Source organism: Phenylobacterium sp. (assembly GCF_036495085.1).
Classification (GTDB): domain Bacteria; phylum Pseudomonadota; class Alphaproteobacteria; order Caulobacterales; family Caulobacteraceae; genus Phenylobacterium.
This window is the reverse complement of the sequence record NZ_DASXNL010000031.1, coordinates 1-23,114: the sequence shown is the minus strand read 5'-3', so window position 1 is coordinate 23,114 and position 23,114 is coordinate 1. Positions and strand designations below refer to the sequence as shown.

Below are 23,114 nucleotides of genomic sequence, written 5' to 3'. Positions count from 1 at the left end.
TACCTCCTCAGTGAGATTCGCCAAGTGGCAGAACGACCGACGCTTGATGAGTTGCGAGCTCGATTGGCGCGACGCTCGGAAACAGCGCCTTCCATGTCACCGGCCCAGGCCATCCGTGCTGAGCGCGACGTTAGATGATCGTCGTCGACGCTTCGGCCCTGCTCGAAGCGCTCCTCCGGACGCAGGCCGCCAAAGCGGTGGAAGAGCGCCTGTTCTACGATCGTCGGACGCTCCACGCGCCCTATTTGATCGACGTTGAAGTTGCGCAGGTGATCCGTCGGTACGCCGCAAATGGCGAAATTGATGACGAACGCGGCCGAATGGCACTAACCGACCTCGCCGACTTTCCTCTGCGCCGCTACTCCCACGAGTTTCTATTGCCCCGTGTCTGGGACTTAAGGAACAACCTTACGGCATACGACGCCGTATACGTAGCACTCGCCGAAGCGCTTGATGCTCCCTTGCTGACGCGCGACAAACGTCTCGCGTCAGCGGCCGGCCACCGAGCACGAGTTGAGTTGGTGTAAGCGTCATCACCCCAGCCTAGCCGGAGATGGACACGTCGGTGACAAGTCGTACCTCACGTGCGAGTCCACGCCGTCAAGTCCATTTAGGTTCGCATGGTGGCGTTCCTTGAGGGAAGGCGGATCCTGGTCCGAGCCCGTTGCGTGACACGGTCTGCAGGCAGACCTATCACCTCACAGCCAGTCGCCGTCAGAACGACTGCACCATAATCGCCCCCGCGCAGCGAACGGCCCGATACAGGCGGCTAGCCTGGCTCGAATGGCCAAGCCACTCAGTCTGCTCCGCGCGCGGAAGCCAGCAACTTAATAGTTTAGGCCTTCTATACTGCCGCTTTGAAGCGTCAGTATAGTTACGTCGACAATCCGACTCAATATCTGTGGAGCTAGATCAAGATTCGGAGCGACGGCCTCACCGCACAATTAAGTTATCGGCATGAATTTATCTTTCGATCCGCCGACTACGCCGGAACCCGAATGACACAACGGGGTTTCCGTCGCGCTTCCACGGAGGCTCGTCGACGAGATGTTCGACGGGGCGGATTGAACGGAGAGACCATGACGAGCATCGAACCAGGCGCGGATATCGCGCCTTCAGGCGCCGGCGACGACGCGACCCAATCACCGAAGGAGCTTCTGGGCGCGGCGGCGGGCGCGGTGAAGCAGGAAGTGGCGGCCTTTGCGTCGTCGATCCAGGACAAGGCGAGCGAGCAGGTCGCGGAGCACAAGGATGCCGCGACCGCGACCCTTGACGCCTTCGCCAACGCCGTCCGGCACGCGGGCGACGAGCTCGCCCAGCAGGACCAGAGCTTGGCGGGACGCGTCGTGAAGCAGGCTGCGGACGGACTTGAACACCTATCGCGGAGCGTCTCTGAAAGGCGGCCGGAGGAGATGCTTGGGGCCGTCCGCGATTTCGGTCGCCGCAACCCTACGGCCTTTATCGCCGGCTCTGTTCTGCTCGGCGTCGCGCTGGGGCGCTTCGCGCGGAGCAGTGAAAGCCACGGGGACACGCCGACCTATGTTCCCTCCCAGGACTTCGGACAATCGGTCGCCACCCTGAAGGCCGAGAGCGATGGTCGTCCGTCGCGGTCCGTGGCCGGCGCAGAGCCGACGGCGGCCGCGACACGCGCGCCCCCCGCCGGGGAGTCATCGTGATGGACGCCGACAGCCGGTCCATTCCGGAACTCGTCTCCACCTTAACGGCTGATCTTGCGAACTTGGTGCGGAAGGAATCCGAACTGGTTCGTACGGAGGTCGCCGAGAAGCTGGGAGAAGCCGCCAAGGCCGGCCAGCGGATCGGCATCGGGGGCGCGCTGCTGTTGGGCGCCTTTCTCGTCTTGCTCCAGGCGCTCGTACTGGCGCTTAGCAAAGTCATGGATCCGCTCTGGGCGTCCATCGTCGTAGGCCTGGTCGTGGGCCTGCTTGGGTTCGCCCTTATCCGATCGGCCGTGCGGAAGATCACACCGGCAGGCCTAGCGCCGCAGCGCGCCGCCCGACAAATCCAGAAGGACGCCCAACTCGTGAAGGACCAAGTCCAATGACCAAGACCGCAGCAGACGTGGAGCGCGAAGTCGAAGCCTCCCGCGGCAACCTCGACCGAACTGTCGATGCTCTCCGCGAGAAGATGACCCCCGGCCAGCTGTTCGACGAGGCCTCCCGCGCGATGGGCGGGGCGGGCCAGCAGGTGCTGAGCAAGTTCGTCGAGCAGGCGAAAGAAAACCCCATGCCGCTTGCCGTCATGGGCTTGGGTTTGGCATGGCTGATGAGCACATCTGGAAAACCCAGGCCTTCGGCGCCCCCGGGCTACCGCGAGCCGCGGGACTGGGGCGAACCTCAGAACGGGCTCGGCGATCGGGTTCACGCCGCGGGCGACAAGGTGTCCGATTTGGTGGCCGGAGCCCGGGGAAAAGTCTCTGACGCAGCCTCGTCGATGAGCGAGCTTGGCCGAAGCGCAGCCGACCGCGCCGGCGAATACGGGGATAGCGTGCAACGGCGTTTCGCAGACATTCTCGAACGCGAGCCGCTGCTCCTCGGCGCCGCCGGCCTGCTCGTGGGGGCTGCTATCGGGGCCGCTCTGCCGCCGACAGGTTTCGAAGATCGCGTGGTCGGCCCCGTTCGAGACAAGGTCATGGATAAGGGGAAGGACCTCGCGCAGACTGGAATGCAGCAGGCAAGCGACGTGGCCCAGACGGCCTATGCGGCCTTGAAGACAGATTTGCACGACTCCGCTGAGACCGGGCTGTCAGCGGCCGATCGCGTCGAGGCGGCCGTGCGAACGGCGAGTGACGCGGTCCGTCAAGACGGGAATGGCTCCGCCGCCTGAGTGTGTGCAAGCCCGGGCCGCGCAGCGATCCTGTCGCTGGGCGGCTGGGCCTGATCCCCGGACTCGAGGCTCTAAGTTCCAGCTCGGCGGGGCGTGCGCGGGGTTATCGGGCGGCACGGTGGGGTCGGCCTGTTCCGTCGCCGGCGCCTTCTTCGGATAGCCCGCCGTCAGAACCACTCGCACAGCGATCATCACTGCGTTGGACAGGCCGCCCGGCTTGAGGGATGGACCACGAACTGGAGGTCCGGCTGCACGGCGATGACGACCTTTCGCACGATCGCGCCGTCCAGATACCCTGAGATCACCTGGGCGTCCCGGTCGCGCAGGCGGCCCTCACCCATCCGTTCCAACCCTTTAGCCCAGGCGCGGGGCCCTCCACGTAGCCATAGACGCCGCCCTCCCGGGCCGGTGGCCAGCCAGACGCGACCGTTAGATGGGACCGGGATCACCTGAGCGCCCGCAGCGTCGCCGCCACCAGGCTCGCCGGCGCAGACGCGGTGATGCCGACCCCTCCGCTGCCGGCCAGGTCGACGACAATCACCGCCGCTGACGACATCGAATGCGCCTGCGCTCGCGCTCGTCGGTGATCGTCGCCGGCACAAACCCCCGGTCCACCCGGCGGCGCCATCGCCTGAGCACGAGCTGGACCGTTCGAAGCTCATGCCGCCGTGGGCCGTCCTCCGATCTTACTGGGCGGAGCGACGGGCTATCCTGCCGTGCTCCGGTCTGTGGGGCTTGCTCAACCGCCCAGCTTCCTGGCCTCGGCCAAATGCTTCTCAAGCGTGGGGAGCGTAGCCTTGGCGAGGTCGCCCGCCGGACCGCCCATCTGCGCGGCCTTTTTGAACTTCGCTATGTCCTTCGTGTGATCCTCGGCCATATAGCGAGCGAACTCGCGGTCGAAAGCAGGGCCGCTGAGGCCTTCCAGTTTCATCCGCTCCCGCATGGCTTCCGGCATAGCTTCGTCGGTCTGTGGCACGCCAAGTTGGCCTGCCACGCGGCCGGCGTCGGCCCTCCCCTTCGCATGATCCTCAGCCAGCATCTGGCCAAACGCTCGCGTTCCCTCGGACGCGCCCTTCTTGGCCGCGAGTTGACCCAGCATCACCTCGGAATTGTCGCCTTCCATAGCGTCCTTGAGGAAGTGACGGGCATCTTTGGAATCGGCTGCGGCCGCCGTGGTGGTGAGCGCAAGGGCGGCGACCGCAGCAAGCATTGTGGATTTCATACTGGTCTCCGGTGCGCTCACGATGACGTTTCAGCCGTCCCACGTAAACCGCCAGGCACGCTGCGGGTTGCGCAGAAGATGACGCCAGACGAGCACGCTAAGCCAAGCTAGAGCGAACCGCTGACCGGCGACAATCTGGGCGCCTCGGCGGATCAGACTCCCAAACGCTTGGGCTCCATCTCGGGTTTGACCGAAGTTGTTCAGTTCGGGCTGCGTCGACCGTCTGGTGGGCCATGGTCGCTCTCCCATCCGAACGCCATCCAGCTCCGCAGCTTGAGCGTGCGGAGTCCAGCGCGTTCACAACCGTCGCACTGACCCGGCGCGGCGCCGCGATGGCTGGCGCGCCCAAGTGTCTTGGACGTGACGTCGGAGACGTGGAACGAGCTGAACGGTTTATCGACGCGGGTGGACCGACCCAGGGGCGCGCTAGCCGACGTCGAAGACCACCTCACCGAGGAGAACCCGGTCCCGCTGCGCTCAAGGCGGCAGTTGACGCCTACTGGGCCGCCGAGGGATTGCCCCCGGCGAGCGGCCATCGTCGGCCGATGTAGCCCAAGGCCGCGGCCTGGTGGATGGTCTGGCTGCGGCCTCTCGTCTCCAGCTTCCGCGAGGCGTTCTTCAGGTGGAATCGCACCGTCGGCGCGGAGAGCCGGATGATCTGGCCAATTTCCTGGTCGGTTTTCCCGGCGGCCGCCCATTTCAAGCACTGAATCTCCCGCCGGGTCAGGCGGGCTGGCGAAACGACCGCCGCGTGGGGCTCTGCATGTGTCGCCACCAACCTCAGGGCAAGCGCATGGAGCTCCGCTGCATGGGCCATGAAACCCTCAGCGAGATATGGCCGGCGCTCGGGGGAGGCCCAGACCACCGCTCCGATCACCCCGCCAGGCAGATAGGCAGGAGCCACGATAGCGCTTTCGACGCCCATGCGGTCAAAGGGCTCGGCGGCATTTATCGCGGCGAGCGCGGCATTCTCACGCCAGCTCGCAAGGCGTCCGTCCAGGAAGTAGTACGGTTCGGCGCAACTGCGAGCCGCATGGACAAACGCCGAGCGCAGGGCGAACGCGCGATCCTCCCAATATTTCAGGTCAGGATCGAGCCAGCGGAAAACCGTCTCGGCCAGCGGCCGGCCGTCTGCGCCGCGCAAGGCCGCGGCGCTGCCGATATCGGGGCTCGCTGCCACATAGGGTAAGCCTATCCCCGCCCCGGCCACGGCGACCTGCCGCGCGAGCGTGGTGACCGAGCATAAATCTGGCGAGGCTGTCATCGGCGCGCGACCCTATCGAGATCGATAGCTTGTTTCGGGCAATTGCGCTCCGCAAGCTTCACCTAAAGGACGCGCCCAATGAACCTAGACCTCAGCCTTGAGGAACTGTCCTTCCAGGACGAAGTCCGCACGTTCTTGCGCAACGCCTTGCCGCCGGAGCTCGCAGCGGCAGGTCGGCATATGACCAGCGTGTTCTGCGATCCCGCCTTTTCGCTTCCCTGGCAGCGAATCCTGCACGCCAAGGGCTGGGTCGCGCCGACCTGGCCCGAGGAATACGGCGGCACCGGGTGGAGCGAGATGAGGCGCGCAATCTTTGCGGCGGAGTGCGCCCGCGCCGGCGCGCCGTCTCTCGCGCCAATGGGCCTTCGCATGGTGGGGCCCTGCATCATGGGCTACGGCACACCGGAGCAGAAAGCCCACTACCTGCCACGCATCCTGTCGGGCGAGGACTACTGGTGCCAGGGCTATTCCGAGCCGGGCGCCGGCTCCGACCTCGCCTCACTGCAACTGCGCGCAGTTTCTGATGATGACGACTACGTGCTGACCGGCTCGAAGATCTGGACCACCCACGCCCACTTCGCCAACCGCATGTTCTGCCTTGTCCGCACGCGGTTCGAGGGCAAACCGCAATCGGGGATCACCTTCCTGCTGCTCGACATGGCCTCGCCCGGGATCAGCGTGAAACCCATCATCACCCTCGCCGGCGAGCACGAAGTGAATCAGGTGTTCTTCGACGAGGTCCGTGTGCCCAAGGCCAACCGGCTGGGCGAGGAAAACGCGGGCTGGACCGTCGCCAAGTACCTTCTCGAGTTCGAGCGTGGCGGGGGCTCGGCCGCCGGCCTGAAGGTGCGGCTCGGCCACCTGCGCGCCACGGCTGGCGCCGAGCACCTTGGCGCGGCCCATGCCCGGCGCCGCCTGGCCGAGGCCGAGATCTCCGTCCTTGCGATCGACATCTCCGAGCGGCGGGTTCTGAGCGCGCTTGCGTCCGGCGAAAAGCCGGGGCCGGCGGCGTCCATGCTGAAGACGCAAGGCGCCGAGGCCTTGCAGTCAATCGACGAGCTCGCGCTGGATGCGGCCGGCGCCTACGCCGCTGTCCATCAGCCTCAGGCTCGCGGGATGGAGTCCGGCGCGCCCCCTCCGGTGGGTCCCGAGGAGAGCCTCACCACGATGGCCCGCTACCTCAACGACCGCGCCGCCTCGATCTATGGCGGCTCGAACGAGATTCAACGCGACATCATCGCCCGTCTAGTTCTCGGCCTGTGACTTGGAGACGTTCAATGGCTTACCGCATCCCCTTCGCCCCCGAAGGGGCCTACACCATCAGGCAACTCTGCCGAGAATTTGGGGCCACCACCCGCGCCCTGCGCTTCTACGAGGAGCAGGGCCTGCTCTCGCCTGCTCGGCGCGATACCGCGCGGATTTACAGCTATAAGGACCGCGCGCGGCTGGTGCTGATCATGCGCGGCCGTCGCGTCGGCCTGTCGCTGGCCGAAATCCGCGAGATCCTCGACCTCTATGAGGAGGAGGGCGAGGCGGCCCAAGGCGCCAAGGCCGTGAGGGTTTTCCGTCGCCGCGTCGAGGCGCTGGAAGTCCAGAAGCGGGAGGCTGAGGAGGCGATCGGGCGCCTGCGCGAGGCGACGCAGAAGCTTGCCAGCCGCTTCCCCGAGCACATGGAGACAGGCCAGTGGGCGTAGGCCGGGCCCATCGCATCGTGGGCGCGGCGTCGCGGATCGGGCCGCCGCTGACCTTCCTGCGGCCTCGCAAGCTGCCGCAGCAGGCCCGCGCCCGCGCCACGGTCGAGGCGATTGTCGATGCCTGTGCGGAACTCCTGGCCAACGGCCCCTACGAGGCGCTCACCACCAACAGCATCTCCGAGCGGGCGGGGGTGAGCATCGGCACGCTTTACGAGTATTTCCCCAACCGGGAATCTATCGTGGCCGCGCTCACCGCGGCCTCCTGTCGCCGACTGGTCGCCGCCCTGCTCAAGGCCGCGCGCGAGACCCGGGGGATGAGCGACTTCGAGGGCATCGAGCACCTGTTGCGCAGCGGCGTCGCCGCCTTGACCGCCCCGAAGAGCGTGTTCTGCAGGCTCATGCTGGAGGCGCCTTTCGTGTTGCGCCTGCCGGCTTTCCACGAGGCCCGCGCGGCTCTGGATGAGATCTGCCAGAGCATCCGCATCGGCGCCGGCGACCGGGTGAACCTGCCCGAGCCCCAATTGGACGCCTGGCTGATCTCCCAGATGCTGTTCAACGCCATGTTCGAGATCGCTATCGGCTGGACTGAGGAGGCCGAGCCCGATGTCGTAGTCCGCGAGCTGGCGCGGCTGACCTTTCGCATGGCGACCGGCCGCGACCCGCGGCCCGAAGAGATGCCGTCCTCCCCGCCGCGCCTGCTCTCCCTGTCCTAACGGCGCCCTTCGCGCAATTTCCGAGCAAATTCCCCCGGTCCGCGGGCCGGTTTCGCGGAAGGGAGCGGCGTCTGGATTTTCAGCTGAGGAAACAACAACTTGTGACGCGGCGTCGCAATTCTTGTGCTCAAGGCTGCATTCGAAACCCGAGTATGCCGCGACTTCCGCGGGCCCATATACTCCCGCCCTGGGGCCGTTCAAGGACCCCCAAGACAACAGGGCGTCGGCCACAGGCCGGCGGGAGGGGAAGAGTATGCAGCACACCAGGAATTTGCGGTGCGTGTTGGCGCTCGGCGTCGCGGCCTCGGCCATCGCTGCAGGGGCGCCGGCCCTTGCGCAACAGAACCGCGCGACCTCCGCCGCGTCGGCCACCGCCATTGAGGAACTGGTCGTCACCGCCCAGCGGCGTGAGGAGAATATCCAGAGCGTACCGATTGCGGTTTCGGCATTCTCCGGCGATGCGCTGAAGGAGCAGCGGATCGAGGGTGGTTCGGACCTTCTGCTGGCGGTGCCGAATGTCACCTTTTCGCGAGGCAACTTCGGCGGCTACAACTTCCAGATTCGCGGCATCGGCACCAAGCTGGTCGCCACCAGCGCCGATGCGGCTATCGGCATTCACCAGAACAACGTGCCACTTACGGCCAACAACCTGGCAGACGCGGATTTCTACGACGTGGACCGCGTGGAGGTGCTGCGTGGTCCGCAGGGCACCCAGTTCGGCCGCAACACCACCGGCGGCCTCGTCAACATCATCACCTCCAAGCCCAACGACACGCTGAGCTCGCGGCTCACCGCTGAATACGGCAACTTCGATTCCATCAAGGTGAACGGTTACGCGAACCTGCCCCTCTCGGACGATTTCTCGGTCCGCGCTGCCGGTTCCTACGTCAAGCGCGACGGCTACGGCCGCAACCTCGTGACCGGCAACGACATCGACGGCCGTGATCTCTGGTCGGGCCGCCTCTCGGCGCGGTGGAAGCCTACCGACCGCTTCACCGCCGATGTCATGTGGGAACACTTCGACGAGAACGACAACCGCGCCCGGGTCGCAAAACAGCTCTGCGTCAAGGACCCGGGGCTTACGAGCCTGGCTGGGGTGCCGACCAACCTGGCCGGCCATGCAACCCAACTCTATCTCACGCAGGGCTGCTTGCCGGCCGACCTGCACGGCGGTAACGCGCTGCAGGCCGTCAACAGCGCCGCCACTCTCGGCGGTGGCCTGGGTATCCTCACCGGCCTGATCAGTGGCGACGCCTACGCCGGCAAGGTGCAGGATCCGAACCTGCGCAATATCGAGTCCGCCTTCGACCCGATGTATCAGGCGAAGTCCGACGTGGTGATGGGCACTTTCGACTACAAGCTGACCGACGCCCTCGATGTGACCTTCACGACGAGCTACGCCAAGAACCACCAGTTCACGGAGGCCGACTACAACCGCACCACCCCCACCCAGGACTTCAATGTCACGCCGCTATCGCCGGGCGGGGTGTTCACCGATCCCCAGGTAGGCCCGGCGAACCAGTTCCGGACCATCGACTTCAGCAACTATGACGCCGACCAGCGCACCTTCGAGCTGCGCGTGCAGTCCTCGTTCGGAGGCCGGTTCGACTTCAGCCTGGGCACAAGCTACCTGCGCTACAAGACGATCAGCGACTACTACGTCACCAGCAACACGCTGACCGCGGTCACCGAGGGCTTGTTCAACGCCCAGACGCCCGGGTGCCCGCTCACCGGCTCACTCAGCCTGCCGCAGTGCCAGTACGTCGATCCAAGCCCGATCCCGAACGGTTCGGGCCACAACTACTTCGACAACCGAACGGCATACCAGATCACGTCGTACGCGGTCTTTGGCGAGGCCTATTACAAGCTTACCGACGACTTGAAGCTGACGGCGGGCCTGCGCTACACAATCGACCGCAAGCAGGCCCAGCCGTACCAGCCGGGCCTCTTCCTGCCCGGCTCCGGCCTCGTTGCGCTGCCTGAGCAACGGGTGGAGTTCAAGGAGCCCACCGGGCGGCTGAATCTCGAGTGGACGCCCGAGCTGTCGTTCACCGACAAGAGCTTGCTCTATGTGTCCTATTCGCGCGGCTACAAAGGTGGCGGCTTCAACCCGCCGCAGTCGGCTGGCCAGCATCTGTTCCCCGACAACTATGCGCCCGAGTTCATCGACGCCATCGAGCTGGGCTCAAAGAACACCCTGGCCGGCGGGAGCCTCGTTCTGAACGGCACGCTCTTCGCCTACAAGTACAAGGGCTACCAGGTCTCCGAGATCATTCAGCGCACCTCGATCAACGTGAACATCGACGCCAAGATCTACGGCGCCGAGTTAGAGGGGATCTGGGAGCCGATCCACAACCTGCGTTTCAACAGCAACATAGGTTATCTGCACACCCAGCTGGACGACACCGACTCCCTCGACCTGATCAACCTCACCCAGGGCAACCCTGGCTTTGCCGTGGTGAAGAACGGCTCAACCTTCTCCGACTGCATCGCCGCAGTGGGCCAACTTGCCCAGTTGCAGGCCTTGATCAACGCCGGCGTCCTGCCAGCCATCGCCATGACCGGCGTCCCGGGACGCACCGACATCGGCGTCTGCCAAGGCGCCTTCGCGGCGGGAACGCCGCTGTCGGCCCTGGCGACGGTGACGCCGTTGGCGGGGATTCCTGCGCACCTGGGCGGCAACGAGCTGCCCAACTCGCCGAGCTGGACCGTCTCGCTGGGCGCCCAGTACCACTGGGACCTCGGCGGCAACTGGGGTCTCACGCCGCGGGCCGACTTCTACTACCAGGGCAAGTCATTCGCACGGATCTTCAACAGCATTAACGACCGGCTGGATAGCTACACCAACATCAATCTGTCATTGATCCTCGATAACCCGCAAACCGGCTGGAACATCCAGCTTTTCGTCAAAAATCTCCAAAACAAGACCGTGGTAACCGACCAGTACCTAACCGATGACACCTCGGGATTGTTCACAAACATCTTCCTGACCGAGCCCCGGCTCTATGGGATTTCGCTCAGCAAGCAGTTCTAGATCTTAGGAAATCGGGCGAAACCTCCCTGCCCGCGACTGGCGCCGCCTTCCAAGGCTGGAGGGCGGCGCCGACCTTGCAGGTCCATCTTGCATGCGGGCGCCGGCGCCGACGGCTGACCCACAAGGTCGCGCAGCCCCGTTTGCGGCCATCGACTTTGAGGACGTGCGCCGATAGCGGCGAGGCCCCTGACGGTGTCTCCGACGCCCAAACCCAGCTCATGTGTTTGTGATCGATATGCCCGTGTACGGACTTGGTGCGGACCGTCCCCAAGGCGCATGTTGGGAGCGGGCCCACCTTCGGGCTTCCTTGCTGGAGACATGGATGGCGGATGACTCCACCTGAACCAACTCCCGCGAGCGGATGGGTCGCCTGACCTCTGACGGCCTCCAGCCGGCTCGCCACAATCTTATGATTGAGCACCCCTCGGGGCGCAAAGTGGCCAAGGCCACGCGAATGCTGTTTCGCAATGAAGGGGAGGCGACGCCTCCCCTTCTTTCGTCTCGCGACGGCCCTAAGGGTGAGCTGAACCTTAAGGCAATCCCCTCTCGCAGGCGCAGCGCTCTCGTCAATGCCGCAGGACGGCGGGGCCGGCGAGCAGAATCACAGCGGCCAGCAGGATCGCGAGGACGACCAACGCGGCGACTCCCCAGCCGGTGGCGCTGGCTTGCGCCCATCGACCAATTTTGAACGACAGCGCACTCGGGGGACGGGAATGGCGAGCGGTGTTTGGCATGTCCGCACCCTAGAACACACCAGGTACGATCCACAACTGATTCTGTATGTTTTATACCGCACTTTTCCAAAGGTTGCGGTCTGGCGTGAAGGGACGCGAAGTCATGGGTGACCACGTTGAGCCGAACGGGTTCTCGAGGGGGTTGTAGGGGCGCCCTGCTCCCGATCGATCGCGCCGTACGTCTAGCCTGCACCAGCCCCGGTGACGCCACCGCCGGGGAAGTCCCATGGGAACTGGACTGCGCGACCAGACCTTGAGTGCGGCGACATCCAGGAACAGCGCGTCCCGATCGGTTGAATTCGGGATGTCTCTGATTAGCTGACTCCTAGGGGCGATATCGGAGGCGAAGGCATGGCCGCTCAGCTCAACCATACGATTGTCTGGTCGTCCGACCAGACGAAGTCCGCGACGTTTCTGGCGGAGATGCTGGGTCGGCCGGCGCCGGCCCGCTTTGCCCATTTCGACGTGGTGGAGCTCGACAACGGCGTCTCGCTCGACTTCGCCGACGCCGATGGTCCGGTCCGACCACAGCACTACGCCTTCCTGATCGGCGAGGCGGACTTCGACGCTGTTATCGGCCGTATCCGCGAGCGCGGTCTTGACCATTGGGCCGATCCGATGCGCCGCCGACCGGGAGAGATCAATCACAACGACGGCGGCCGAGGCGTCTACTTCGCCGACCCTGACGGCCACTACCTCGAAGTGATCACCCGGCCCTACGGGAGCGGGGCCAGGTAAGCGTGGCGCTCCCGCCATTACGCCCGCGTGATCTCAGCGAATTGGCGCATCGGGGGCCTCGACGGAAAACCCCATCGCACCGCCCAGCGAGACCGAGGGTCCGCCGGCGGCATGATCTTCAGGCGGTCGAACTCGTGCTGAAGGGGCACAAGCGGCTGGCTCAACCTCCGAGGCGGTGTCGCGTCAGCCCCTCAGGATGGCCAACGCCTGCTCTGCCAACGCCGGGGTGCCGTTCACGGCTTCACGCCCCTCCGTAGCTGCGTTGCCGGCCAGCACGCGGCGGTAAACGCCCTGGCCGATTGACGCCAGACGGAAGATGCCGAAGGCCATGTAGAAGGCCCAGTCTTCGATTCCGGAGCGGCCAGTCCGTTCGCAATAGGCCGCGACGTAGGTTTCCTCCGTCGGGATGCCGCTCGTGGCGAAGTCGACCCCGTCCAGGCTGCCCCACCCGGGCGAATGCGAGCGCCAAAGGAACGCGTTGTAGGCGATATCGGCCAGCGGATGGCCAATTGTGGAGAGTTCCCAGTCCAGCACCGCGATAAGGCGAGGCTCAGCGGGATGAAACATGACGTTCTCCAGCCGATAGTCGCCGTGGGCGATTGAGACCGACAGATCGGCGGGAATCCGGCCGGGAAGCTCGGCGATCAGCGCCTCCATGGCCGGGATCGATTCGGACTCGGCGTCGCGATACTGGCGCGTCCAACGCGCGACCTGACGTTCGAAATAGTTTCCGGGGCGGCCGAAATCGCCGAGACCGGCTGCCTCAAAGTCCACGGCGTGGAGCTTGGCGAGGGTGGCGTTTAACTCGTCGTAGACGGCGGCGCGTTCAGCCGGCGTCAGGCCAGGCAGCGTCGCATCACGGAAGATGCGCCCCTCAAGGTAGTCCATCACATAAAAGGTCGTACCAATGACCTCGGGATCCTCGCACAACGCTCGCATCACCGGCACGGGGATGTGGCCGCCAAGCGCTCTCATCGCGCGGTATTCCCGATCCACCTGGTGGGCGCTGGAGAGCAGCTGGCCCGGCGGCTTCTTGCGCAGGACGTAGAGGTGGCCGTCGCCGCCGGTCACCAGAAAGGTCGGGTTCGAAGCCCCGCCCTGGAACTGGCGCACCTGCAGCGGGCCTCGAAAGCCCTCCACGTTCGCAAGCATCCAGGCGGCCAGGCGCGTTTCGTCGAAACGGTGAGCGGGGGCGACATCGCGGACAGAAGGTTCGGTCATTGCGCCATGCTCACCGAGCCTGCGGCGACGTCAACAGCGCCGCTGCCGCCGCCAGAAATGGTATCGAAACACGTCTTCGCTCGCGCGGGCAGAGGACCGGGCGGACGTCCGCGATCGGGGTAAAGCCATCCGTTAGCGCGTGGGGGCGCACCTCGTCGGCAATCGTCCCTGCCAGGCGAACGCGGCGACGACGAAACCGGGGATACAGGCGGTCATGCTGACCAGCGGGATAAGGTAGGGCTTGTGCGCAACGGCAAGCCCGAGCACCAGCGTCAGATTCACGATCAACACCAATCCGAGCGTCCCGATCAGAACCACAGCCAACTTGCGTTTGGGCATGTAGCTGGGTCTCCTCCTACAGCGATGAGGCTGCACCCGACGTCGTTGCCGGTCAACGGACCGAGTTGGACGTTGCGGCGTCGCTAGAACAAAAAGGGGACGAGCCTGCACGGACCGTCTGCACCTATGCCGAATACCCCGGCGCGGTCTCCCTTTAGGTGCCGTCCTTCGACCACGATCCGAGCGGTGGTGAACCCGAGGATGAGGCCGGGCGCGCGCCATCGTCACCTGCCCTGCAGTGACCACTGACGTACAAAGGGCGATCAGCCGCACGTTCCGAATATGACGTCGCCGCCGTGCGTTAGCGCCGCCGAGACGAAGAACGGCGTCGCCATCGGCAGCATCGAACGCATTGCGCCCCAGACACCACGAACCCAAGGCATCGCCGCCTCCCGAAAGGCCACGTCCAGTCATGTTTGATCACGAGCTTGGGGGAAGTAAGCGGAATTCTCGAGTGGCCATCTGCCCTCGCTCCAGCCCAGGAATGACCCGGTTGAAGTTCCGTCGGCGTCCACGGCCCTGCGGCGTTCGATCTAAGCCAAGCCGGTGTCGAAGGCGAAGGCGTATGTGATCGCCGACGTCAGATCCGACGCCGTAAACGGTGTGGCCACCAAGCCTTGGAATCCCTCCTCCAGCACGGTGGCGTAAAGCGCGTCGCTGGCCGTCGGCGAAAGCGCGACTACGGGTATACGAGCTTGACGCCCACGTCGGGCCCCAAGCCTGCGCGTGGTTGCTCCGCCCCTGCGGACCAGTTCCAAATCTGCAAGAATGACGTCGAAGCCGCCGCGGGCGGCAAGCCTGGACGCACTCTCGCCATCCGACGCGGTCGAAACTTCGACCTTCAGCGGCGCAAGTGCGGTGGCGACCAGCCCGCTGATCTCTTCGTCCGCGTGGGCGACGAGTATGCGCAGCCTCGGCGCAGGCTTGTCGTCATCGAAGGTCGCTGTGGTGGGCGCGGCGGGTATCCAGAAGGAGAAGCAGCTCCCGTGCCCCGTTTTGGTTTCGACGCTGATCTTTCCGCCCAGGCCTTCCACGATCGCCTTGGAGATCGCCAGGCCCAGACCGGCCCCCCCGTAAGCTTCGGCGCCATCTTCGCTGACTTGGGTGAACCGGTCGAACAACTGCCCAAGCCTGTTCGTAGGAATCCCAGGGCCGGTGTCGCGGACATCCACCAACAGGCGGCGCTTGTCCGGATCATGGCGCACTTGCAGCGAGACCCTCCCGGAGTGCGTGAACTTGATGGCGTTGCCGAGCAGATTCAGCACAACCTGGCGCACTCGCCCCTGGTCGAGAGAGACGATCAGGCCTGCCGGGGTGCGATCGAGCAGCAGCAACTCGAGGCCCTTCTCGTGGGCCTGAGGCTCCAGCAGGCCAACCGCCGCTCTGGCCAACTCGGCCACGGACACCGGTTGCTTCCGAAACACAACCTCCGCCGCCTCCAGCTTGGAGAAGTCCAGAATGTCATTGACCATGCCGATGAGGTCGATGCTGGCGCTCTCGATGCGCTCGAGAGCTGTCCGTACGGAAACGGGAACTGCGGGACGGTCACGCGCGAGGCGGGAGAAGCTCGCGATGCTGTTCAGCGGGCCTCGCAACTCGTGGCTCATGTCCGCAAGGAACCCGGCCTTGGTCTTCGTCGCAGCGTCCGCCACTCGCCGGGCCGCCCGCAGCTCTTCCTCCAGAGCTTTGTGTCCGGTGATGTCGCGGATCACGTCCTGCCATTCGACAAACACCCCGTCAGGGCCGTAGTGGGCGCGCGGGTAGGCTTCCAGCCAGACGATCGATCCGTCGCTGCGGATCAGCCGGTATTCGATGTGGAAAGGCGACGCTCCAACGCCCTTCTGGAAATTATGTCGGTACTGCGCCGCCGCAGGCCCGAGATCATCGGGGTGGATCATCGAGTCGACACTTCGGCCGAGGAGCTCTGCCGGCTCATAGCCCAGCGTCGCCTTCGTGGCCCCTGAGACGAACGTCAGGACTCCGTCGCGGCCGTAACAGGCGATGATGTCGCCCATATTGTCCGCCAGCAGCCGATAGCGGGCCTCGCTGGCGGCCAGGATCTCCTCGGCGGCCTTGATGTCGTGGACGTCGCGCATCACGTTGACAACGGCGACAACGACCCCGTTCTCATCGGTGATCGGATTTGGGGCGCCGTCGTACCAGCGATATCCGCCCTGCTTGAGGCGTATGCGGTGGGTCCGGTCTCTGCGGCGGTCCAGGACCCCACTACGAAGATGCGCCATGTTGTCGATGAGGCGAGGCACTTCGTCGGTGTGGATGAACTCGGAGCGGTCACGCCCGATCAGTTCCTCAGGCGTGTAGCCCAGCGTCCGCACGGAAGGCGAGACGTATTGAATCCGCCCCTCCACATCCAGCGTCACGATGATGTCGCTCATGTGTTCCGCCAGGAGCCGGTAGCGGGCTTCGCTAGCGGCCAGGGCGTCCGCAGCGGCGACCTGCGCCGTGACGTCGCGCAAGACGTTGATCACGCCCACAATGCGCCCTGCCTCGTCGGTGGCCTGGCTGGGGCTTCCCTCATGAAGGCGATAGCTCCCATCCTTGGTTCTTAGGCGATACCGCCGATCGGTCGCCCCCGGCCCACCGGCCAGGATGCTGGCGACGCAATCGCGCAGCTTGGGGATATCGTCCGGATGCACGAAAGCTTCGCTCTGGCGACCGATCACCTCCTCGGGCGCGTAGCCCAGCGTTCTCCATGACGGCGATGCGTAGGAAATGCGCCCGTCCATATCCAGTCTGACCACCACGTCGCTCAAGTTGTCCGCGAGCAGGCGATAGAGCGCCTCGCTTTGCGCCATCGCCTCGGTGGCCAGCACGCTTTCGTTGACATCGCGGAGGATACTCAGGAGGCCGACGACGGCATGCGACTCATCAAAGAGGCGGCTGGGATTGCCCTCGTACCAGCAGTAGCCGCCGTCCTTCCGTCTGAAACGGTATCGGCGGTCCAGGGCGGCTTCACTGTGGCCGCCCTTCAAGACGAGAGCAGTGTAGTCCCGTAATCGCTGGAGATCTTCCGGATGAACGAAGTCCGGGCCGTGCCTGCCGATCACCTCCTCCGGACTGTAGCCCATCGTCCGGACGGAGGGTGATGCGTAGAGGATTAGCGCATCGCGATCCATCTGCACGACGATGTCGCGAGCATTCTCGGCGATGACGCGAAAGCGGGCTGCGGGATCGCTCGCGATGGTGAGCGCCTCGACAAATTGCATCTGCGAGGGCTTGGCCGTGGGCGCGCCCCCAGAAGCCTTATGTTCCCGAGTCTTGGTCATCGGACCCACCCGCCGAGCGTCGCCTGCAGGCAGCGGCGAAACTTGCGGTGGCAAGGATCAAGCCCAGTGGGCCGCTTCCCGAGGCAGGCGCCCACTCGGGGGAATTTGGTGGGCAGACGGCCAAATGTTTGGCGGACCCGTGCCACTAAGGAGCGTCCTCCTTGAGCCGACCGCGCCTCATCCACCAGGAGATTGGCTAAAGTCCGCCGACGCTTGAATTTGCCAGCGGTGTTCGGGCGGAGCAACCCTGCCGGTGGGGCGTCCCGTGGTGGCCGCCTTCCGGCGACCGGCAATGTCTGCCTTCGCCCCCGCGGCCGTGCCTCGGACCTAACTCGCGTGTAGGCTCGGCAGTATGCCCAAGCCGGACGCGCTTTCCGTGGTCGAGGTCGTCCCGTACGACCCCCGCTGGCCTGAGCAGTACCGGCGTGAACGGGTGGCGGTGTTGGCGCTGGGAGGCGATGATCTCGTCGAACTCGAGCACATCGGAAGCACCGCCATTCCGGGCCTCGCGGCGAAACCCATCATCGACATGATGGCGGCGGCTCCTGACATGGCCCTGGCCGCGCGCGCCATAGGCCGTCTGGAGCGGGCGGGCTACGCGCGTGTCGACACCGGGGCGCGCGAGCGCCTCTTGCTGCGGAAGCACGAAACGCCTCGCAGCATCTTCCATCTGCATATCGTGGAGATGAACACGTGGGATCACCGCCATGAGCGGCTCATGCGAGACTACCTGTTGACGCATCCTGACACGGCATCAGCCTACGGTGACTTGAAGGCGAGCCTGGCGAAGCTGCACGCTGCGGACCGGCTCGCCTACACCCGAGCGAAAACCGCGTTCATTCAGGAGGTCGTAGATAAGGCCACGACGGCGCTGCTCAGGCCGCGCATCGACATCTGGCCCGAGTAGGCCTGCATCGCCGTGGGCCGCAATCCACCAACTTGCGAGCAAATGGCGCGTCCGGCTTCGGGCTAAGACGGCGTGCGTTCGATTTCTGACCTTCCGGGCGCGCGGACTGCAACGTGTCGGGGCAAATCGCACTGCCGGACGCTTCGGAGCGACAGGCGGATGCGCAACTTCGCCCTCCGTGGCACGCCTCGGATCGACACCCGCGCGGAGGGGCCATGAAGTACTGGATCGACACCGAGTTCATCGAGCGACCCTACACCATCGACTTGATCAGTATCGGGATCGTGGCCGAGGACGGACGGGAGTACTACGCGGAGAGCAGCGAGGTCGACTGGTCGACAGCGAGCCGCTGGACGGAACAGAACGTGCGGCCCCAGCTCGAGGGCCCGCGGATGGAGCGGGAGCACATCGGCTACGGCGTCCGCAGATTCACCGAGAATGACGATCAGCCGGTCTTCTGGGGGTACTTTCCCGCCTACGACTGGGTCGCGTTCTGCTGGTTGTTCGGCGGCATGACCGAGTTGCCGTTCCACTTTCCCCAGCTCTGTATGGACCTCAAGCAATGGGCGCTTGAGCTGGGCGACCCGGAACTGCCTCATCAAACCGGCGGACGACACCATGCGCTGCTGGATGCGCGATGGACGAGGGACGCGTGGGCTTTTCTAGCGTCCCTCGACTCCGCAGCGGCCGAACGGCGCCCCTTGGGCGCCAAACACCCCGATGCTCGAGGCGCGCCGCCGCCGGTCTGAGGCCGCGACTCATGGAGCCCGACGAGGTTGAGGAACTCGAAGTGGATTTCTAGCGGCGGACGATGAGCCCTCGGCCCTGATCGCCGGCCTTTACGTCCAGGCGGCTGGGCAGCATCCGTCTCAGTTTGGTGATCCCCGCGCCCAAAGTCGCTTGCGCGAAGATTGAGCGCGGGGCGCGCGAGGCTTAGGCGTCCTCGGTCACCACCAAGTATGTTGGTGCGCCGCCGGTGCTGATGGCGCCGCGTGCTGCAGGGCTTCCTGACCGCCGGTCGAGGTGGCGCAGGCCTTAAGGGCCTCCAGGCTCGGGAAGCTGACATCGGACATGACAGGGGGGCGTGGTCGCCACGCCCGTGGCGCCACGCAGCCTTGGCCCGGCATAGGGCAGATGCTGCTCCGGGTAAGCCTGATCAACCGCGGAGGCATCTTTGGGGATGGGTAAAGGATCATCAAATGAGCGGTCATGAGGGTCTCCTCTCAAGGGACGGGTTGAAACAACGAGAGGGTCTATGAGCCTCGGCTCGCTCGCCGTGGGGTACGAAATCCGTACCGGGGCGTAGGGTCAGGACGCCAGCGCCGTGTCGCTTGCTGACGTGATTTATGCGAACTTGTATCGCTCGAACCAGCCGGGAAAGGCGCGCCCCTGAGCGCGCGATCCTTTGACCGCCAGACCCATCCGCTGAGCCTCGACGAAGCTGACGTCACCGCGCCACCAGGCGACCAGGGCGGCTAGACGCGCCTTAACCCGCAAAGCTTCCGGGAACCCGGGGCTTTGTGCGCAGAGCGCGGCATCCGCGGCCTTGAGCAGCATGAACCGAGGCTTTGAGCCGTCGATCTCGAAGCGGACGACGACAGGATGTCTGGGCAGGGCCGCGACCGTTACCCGCCTTTGCATGTCAATCAGCAGCGGTTCGAGATCGAGATCTTCGTCATCGGGGCGGCCGGCAGCCATCGCTGACCCCACGTACCGAGAGCGCCAACCAGGTCGCCCAATTCAAGGCCCGAATCCGTCAAGACGTATCCGGCCCATGGGGGCCGCTAACCCTCGCACGACACCAATCTCGGCCAGCGCCTGCAGCCGCTCTGACATCATGGTGGGCGAAATCCCGGGGATGCCGCGGCGGATGTCGTTGAAACGCCGACTGCCGTACAATAGCTCGCGGACAACCAGCAGCGTCCAGCGACCACCCAGAACCTCGTGGGCACGGGCCACCGAGCAGAACTGACCATAGCCTGTCATAGGGTCTTTCTAAAGCACCGGCGAGCCGAGCGTGGCGGAACGTTTTCCGGACCAGAGGTTGCGGCCTCCCGGCCCGGACTGTCGGGCGAGATGCTCCAGCTAGATCCTGGTCTGGGCCACAGCCTCGACCCTTGGATGGGCAGCGATATCGCAGGGGGCTACACCCAGTCCGTCCCACGCGATCTCCACCCCGACGGCCTTGAAGCAACGGGCGACATACTCCGAACAGATAAACTCATCCTTGGGGCCCAGGCGCGGAGGCAGTCGCCGGCCAAAGCGGCTCGCGGCGATGCGTAGGGCGATCTTGCATATCTCGATCCCCGAGAACTGATCGCCGAGGCGATCGAAGGCAAAGCTCGCGATTCCTGCGCCACGGCTTACGGCGGGACTTGGCCGCCATGCCCCGGTGACGCGCCAGCAGGATTCTGCCCGGATATGGATGTTCCCCGTTACTGGTGCGGCTGATGAAGCTTGAAAGCGGCACCGCGCGGACGCCGATCTTCTCCACACATTCCAGGATGATAACCCGGTCGATTTCCTCCAGACGGTAGGCGATCGCCACGTGGCTCCAGGGACTTTTCGTGGCCCAGCGTATCAGCCGCGAGAAGCTGTCGTTGGCGGAACAGAGCAGGAGGTCGCCATCGCGCACCTCCTCTCGGATCTCCCCGTAGGGCTGAGGGCGTAGCCGCTCCAGTGCGTCCGGTTCTATCGCCATGATGGCGTAACGCCTGGCCAAGCTGAAGGCTCAGCCAGCGACGCCCCCTCAGCGGGTCGACGGACAACAAGCTCCTCCACGCGCGAAACGGCGCCTGAACCGCTTGTGGCCCGCTGGCGTTAGGATGATGGACGTGGGGTCTGAGGATTTGGTCTGGAGGTCGCGATGTCTCGTATCCGCAATCCTTGGCTTCGCGTCGGGCTGGATGGCTGGTCGCTCGGCGTCGAGGCCTCTTCCGTCGTCGGATTGCGGTCCATGAAGCTCTTGGCCGGCGGCGCAGGCGGGGCGGCGGAAGCCCAGCGCATGGTCGCCGAAAAGCTCGATGCCGGTCTGGCCCTGCAGGCCCTCGCCATGACAGGCGGGCTCGGGTGGACGCCGCAGGCGGTCGCCACAAAGACGCTGGCGCACTATCGCAAACGCGTAAGGGCGAACCGCCGCCGGTTGACGAAGTGCTGAGCTTTTCACTTCGCCGAGCAGGAATTGGGAAATTGCCGGAGACCACGGTTCGCGGCTGATGGCCCGCCACGATCTGGCGCAGGAAGTCCGCCGCCGTGACCCGCGACCCTACCGGCTCGGCCCGTCGCCAATGGCTCGCGCCGAATTGTGGAATGTCGACATTGCTGGCCGCACTCTAGGCCAGCAGCGCTCGCCGAAGCGCCTCGCCGACGTGTTCGCGGTAGCGCTCGGCGGTCCAGCCACGGCCCACGACCAGATCTTCCCACATGCGTAGCGAGATCATCGTCCAGATCAGATCGGCGGCTGTGTCGGGGGCGAGGCCCTGGCGCAGGGCGCCCTCGGCGGCGAGGCGGTCGGCAATGGCGCGGGCTCCCCTGAGACGATTGGCGAGACGGTCCTGCCAGGCTTGCTCCAGGGCCTCGTCCTGCCGTCGCACGGCGTCCATAGCCGCCGCGATCGGATAGAGGCCGGGGTTCAGGTCGGCCTGCATGTCTACGGCCGCCTGCAGAGCGGCGACGCCCGTCGGGGCCTCGTCCAGGCGCTTCAGCGCCCCGGCCAAGTCGCGCTGGGCGTCCACGTGGCGGACTAGCGCGAGAAACAGCGCCGCGCGGTCAGCGAAGTGGAGATAGACCGCCTGACGCGAGACGCCAGCGTGGCGGGCGATCTGCACAAGGCTCGCCCCCGCCGCACCGCGGCGCATCAGTTCGAGCGCGGCCTCCAGGATACGGTGACGGGTGTCGGGCTTTCCAGCCTCACTTGACATGCTGTAAACTCAGTCCTAATTGACAGCCTGTAAAGAGAGAGTGGGCTGGGCGCCCCGTCAAGGAGAAGATTGATGCAATACGATCTGGACCGGGCGGCGGCCGCCGCCCTCATCGACACCTTCGTGGCCGGCTGGAACGCCGCTGACGGCGCGCGACTGGCGAGCGCCTTCGCCCAGGACGCCGATTTCACGGCGGTTAACGGTCTGCGTGTGCGCGGCCGCAGCCTGATCGGTGAGGGGCACGACGAGCTGTTCCGCACGATCTTCCGTGATGTGACAATTGCTTCGCAGGTGTTGTCGGTGCGGTCCCTCACCCGCGACGTCGTGGCCGTTGAGGCCGAACTTTCCTACCCCACCCGCGACATCCTGCCAGGCGTGACTCGCGGGCTGGCCCAATACGTCGCGACGCGCTCGCCAGCGCCTTCTGGGGACCGCTGGGAGATCGTGATATTCCGCAACATGATCCCGTTCGAGCGGCCGGTGGCCGGGCCCGTCGAGCGGCGCGTCCGCGAGGAGATGGCGGATGGCGCGCGGTAGGCTGAGTGCTGACTTGCTCTCCGGCCTGAAGGTCGGAGGTTCCAGGCTGGGCAGCCATTAGGCCGCCCTCCTGGTGCTTCCTGCTTCGGCGGGCCGCTTGGCGCGGTGTCCCTCCACAGGCTTCAACGGGCTGTCCGCCCGCCGTAGGATGTTGATCGCGGCGTTGGTGTCCGCGTTGGCGGTATGGCCGCAGGTGACACAGACGAACCGCGCCTGGTCCCGCCGGCTGGCGGACTCCACGCGTACGCAGGCCGAACAGGTCTGGCTGGTGAAGGCTGCAGGGACCTCCACGAGCCGGCCGCCGTGCTCGGCGAGTTTGTAGGCCGGCATCGTCCGGAACCGGCCCCATCCCTGGTCGAGGATGGCGCGGTTGAGGCCGGCCTTCTGCCGGACCCGGCGGCCCGGCTCGTCGGCCGTGCCTTTGGCGGACGCGGACATGGCCCGCACCTGCAGGGCCTCCACAACGACCCTGCCGTGGTGCTTGGCAAGGGCCGTGCTGTGCTTGTGGAGGAAGTCCTTGCGGGCGTTGGCCACCCGCTGGTGGATGCGCGCAACGCGCCGCATGGCCTTGCGCCGGTTGGCGCTGCCGCGCTTTTTGCGGGCCAGGTCCCGCTGGGCCCTGCGCAGGGCTCGAAGGGCCTTCTTGCCGTGGTTGGCCGG

Annotated in this window: 24 protein-coding genes; 13 read left to right on the top strand and 11 right to left on the bottom strand. The window is 65.5% G+C overall.

The annotated features are described in order from the left end of the window. The first annotated feature begins 134 nt into the window (after positions 1-134). The 4 genes from VGI62_RS05160 (at position 135) to VGI62_RS05145 (ending at position 2,844) form a co-directional block, all read left to right on the top strand. A complete protein-coding gene (locus VGI62_RS05160) occupies positions 135-527 on the top strand; it encodes a type II toxin-antitoxin system VapC family toxin (protein ID WP_331503327.1) in 393 nt (130 codons plus the stop codon). 552 nt (positions 528-1,079) lie between these two features. After that, positions 1,080-1,676 (top strand): hypothetical protein, encoded by a 597-nt coding sequence (locus VGI62_RS05155; protein ID WP_331503326.1) that lies wholly within the window; start codon positions 1,080-1,082, stop codon positions 1,674-1,676. Further along, the gene (locus VGI62_RS05150; protein ID WP_331503325.1) at positions 1,676-2,062 is read left to right on the top strand and encodes a phage holin family protein; all 387 of its coding nucleotides are present in this window, start codon (positions 1,676-1,678) and stop codon (positions 2,060-2,062) included. The genes VGI62_RS05155 and VGI62_RS05150 overlap by 1 nt, the downstream gene beginning before the upstream one ends. After that, positions 2,059-2,844, top strand: a complete 786-nt coding sequence (locus VGI62_RS05145; protein ID WP_331503324.1) for a DUF3618 domain-containing protein — start codon at positions 2,059-2,061, stop codon at positions 2,842-2,844. The genes VGI62_RS05150 and VGI62_RS05145 overlap by 4 nt, the downstream gene beginning before the upstream one ends. 191 nt (positions 2,845-3,035) lie before the next feature. On the opposite strand, the gene VGI62_RS05140 is transcribed toward VGI62_RS05145, so the two are convergent. The 3 genes from VGI62_RS05140 to VGI62_RS05130 all read right to left on the bottom strand — a co-directional run bounded on the left by VGI62_RS05140 (position 3,036) and on the right by VGI62_RS05130 (position 5,330). Beyond that, on the bottom strand, positions 3,036-3,185 hold the full coding sequence (locus VGI62_RS05140) for a hypothetical protein (RefSeq protein WP_331503323.1): 150 nt from the start codon (positions 3,183-3,185) through the stop codon (positions 3,036-3,038). Positions 3,186-3,583: 398 nt separating this feature from the next. Beyond that, on the bottom strand, positions 3,584-4,066 hold the full coding sequence (locus VGI62_RS05135) for a DUF4142 domain-containing protein (protein WP_331503322.1): 483 nt from the start codon (positions 4,064-4,066) through the stop codon (positions 3,584-3,586). A 496-nt stretch (positions 4,067-4,562) separates the two neighbouring features. Then, positions 4,563-5,330: a helix-turn-helix transcriptional regulator gene (locus VGI62_RS05130; RefSeq protein ID WP_331503321.1), complete on the bottom strand. Its 768-nt coding sequence runs from the start codon at positions 5,328-5,330 to the stop codon at positions 4,563-4,565. 78 nt (positions 5,331-5,408) lie between these two features. On the opposite strand from VGI62_RS05130, the gene VGI62_RS05125 reads away from it, so the two are divergent. The 5 genes from VGI62_RS05125 to VGI62_RS05105 all read left to right on the top strand — a co-directional run bounded on the left by VGI62_RS05125 (position 5,409) and on the right by VGI62_RS05105 (position 12,243). Then, positions 5,409-6,593 (top strand): acyl-CoA dehydrogenase family protein, encoded by a 1,185-nt coding sequence (locus VGI62_RS05125; RefSeq protein ID WP_331503320.1) that lies wholly within the window; start codon positions 5,409-5,411, stop codon positions 6,591-6,593. Positions 6,594-6,607: 14 nt separating this feature from the next. Then, positions 6,608-7,024 (top strand): MerR family DNA-binding transcriptional regulator, encoded by a 417-nt coding sequence (locus VGI62_RS05120; protein ID WP_331503319.1) that lies wholly within the window; start codon positions 6,608-6,610, stop codon positions 7,022-7,024. Next, positions 7,015-7,737: a TetR/AcrR family transcriptional regulator gene (locus tag VGI62_RS05115; protein ID WP_331503318.1), complete on the top strand. Its 723-nt coding sequence runs from the start codon at positions 7,015-7,017 to the stop codon at positions 7,735-7,737. The genes VGI62_RS05120 and VGI62_RS05115 overlap by 10 nt, the downstream gene beginning before the upstream one ends. Positions 7,738-7,990: 253 nt before the next feature. After that, positions 7,991-10,771, top strand: a complete 2,781-nt coding sequence (locus tag VGI62_RS05110) for a TonB-dependent receptor (RefSeq protein ID WP_331503317.1) — start codon at positions 7,991-7,993, stop codon at positions 10,769-10,771. Between the two features lie 1,085 nt (positions 10,772-11,856). Further along, entirely contained in the window at positions 11,857-12,243 is a 387-nt protein-coding gene (locus tag VGI62_RS05105; RefSeq protein ID WP_331503316.1) for a VOC family protein, read from the top strand. A gap of 183 nt (positions 12,244-12,426) precedes the next feature. Here the strand turns inward: VGI62_RS05105 and VGI62_RS05100 are convergent, their stop codons facing one another. From VGI62_RS05100 to VGI62_RS05090, 3 genes are all read right to left on the bottom strand, one after another. Further along, a complete protein-coding gene (locus tag VGI62_RS05100; RefSeq protein ID WP_331503315.1) occupies positions 12,427-13,464 on the bottom strand; it encodes a phosphotransferase in 1,038 nt (345 codons plus the stop codon). 132 nt (positions 13,465-13,596) lie between these two features. Next, complete coding sequence (locus tag VGI62_RS05095; protein ID WP_331503314.1) at positions 13,597-13,803, bottom strand: hypothetical protein; 207 nt, start codon at positions 13,801-13,803, stop codon at positions 13,597-13,599. Between the two features lie 533 nt (positions 13,804-14,336). Continuing rightward, a complete protein-coding gene (locus tag VGI62_RS05090) occupies positions 14,337-17,090 on the bottom strand; it encodes a PAS domain S-box protein (RefSeq protein ID WP_331503313.1) in 2,754 nt (917 codons plus the stop codon). 352 nt (positions 17,091-17,442) lie between these two features. On the opposite strand from VGI62_RS05090, the gene VGI62_RS05085 reads away from it, so the two are divergent. Both VGI62_RS05085 and VGI62_RS05080 read left to right on the top strand, forming a co-directional pair. After that, entirely contained in the window at positions 17,443-17,997 is a 555-nt protein-coding gene (locus VGI62_RS05085) for a GrpB family protein (RefSeq protein ID WP_331503312.1), read from the top strand. A gap of 215 nt (positions 17,998-18,212) precedes the next feature. Next, a complete protein-coding gene (locus VGI62_RS05080) occupies positions 18,213-18,746 on the top strand; it encodes a 3'-5' exoribonuclease domain-containing protein (protein ID WP_331503311.1) in 534 nt (177 codons plus the stop codon). Positions 18,747-19,341: 595 nt separating this feature from the next. Here the strand turns inward: VGI62_RS05080 and VGI62_RS05075 are convergent. The 3 genes from VGI62_RS05075 to VGI62_RS22405 form a co-directional block, all read right to left on the bottom strand. Beyond that, positions 19,342-19,695 carry a hypothetical protein gene (locus tag VGI62_RS05075; RefSeq protein ID WP_331503310.1) on the bottom strand — a complete coding sequence of 118 codons (354 nt, stop codon included), beginning with the start codon at positions 19,693-19,695 and terminating at the stop codon, positions 19,342-19,344. A gap of 42 nt (positions 19,696-19,737) precedes the next feature. Further along, complete coding sequence (locus VGI62_RS22410) at positions 19,738-19,983, bottom strand: winged helix-turn-helix transcriptional regulator (protein WP_414695635.1); 246 nt, start codon at positions 19,981-19,983, stop codon at positions 19,738-19,740. 235 nt (positions 19,984-20,218) lie between these two features. Then, a complete protein-coding gene (locus VGI62_RS22405; protein WP_414695636.1) occupies positions 20,219-20,698 on the bottom strand; it encodes a YiiX/YebB-like N1pC/P60 family cysteine hydrolase in 480 nt (159 codons plus the stop codon). Between the two features lie 165 nt (positions 20,699-20,863). Here VGI62_RS22405 and VGI62_RS05070 point away from each other — a divergent pair, with 165 nt between their 5' ends. After that, on the top strand, positions 20,864-21,154 hold the full coding sequence (locus VGI62_RS05070; protein WP_331503309.1) for a hypothetical protein: 291 nt from the start codon (positions 20,864-20,866) through the stop codon (positions 21,152-21,154). 175 nt (positions 21,155-21,329) lie between these two features. Here the strand turns inward: VGI62_RS05070 and VGI62_RS05065 are convergent, their stop codons facing one another. Next, a complete protein-coding gene (locus tag VGI62_RS05065; RefSeq protein WP_331503308.1) occupies positions 21,330-21,917 on the bottom strand; it encodes a TetR/AcrR family transcriptional regulator in 588 nt (195 codons plus the stop codon). Between the two features lie 72 nt (positions 21,918-21,989). Here VGI62_RS05065 and VGI62_RS05060 point away from each other — a divergent pair, with 72 nt between their 5' ends. Next, the gene (locus VGI62_RS05060; RefSeq protein WP_331503307.1) at positions 21,990-22,454 is read left to right on the top strand and encodes an SgcJ/EcaC family oxidoreductase; all 465 of its coding nucleotides are present in this window, start codon (positions 21,990-21,992) and stop codon (positions 22,452-22,454) included. Positions 22,455-22,511: 57 nt separating this feature from the next. Here VGI62_RS05060 and VGI62_RS05055 read toward each other — a convergent pair. Further along, on the bottom strand, positions 22,512-23,114 hold a 603-nt coding region (locus VGI62_RS05055; RefSeq protein WP_331503306.1), incomplete at its 5' end, for a transposase.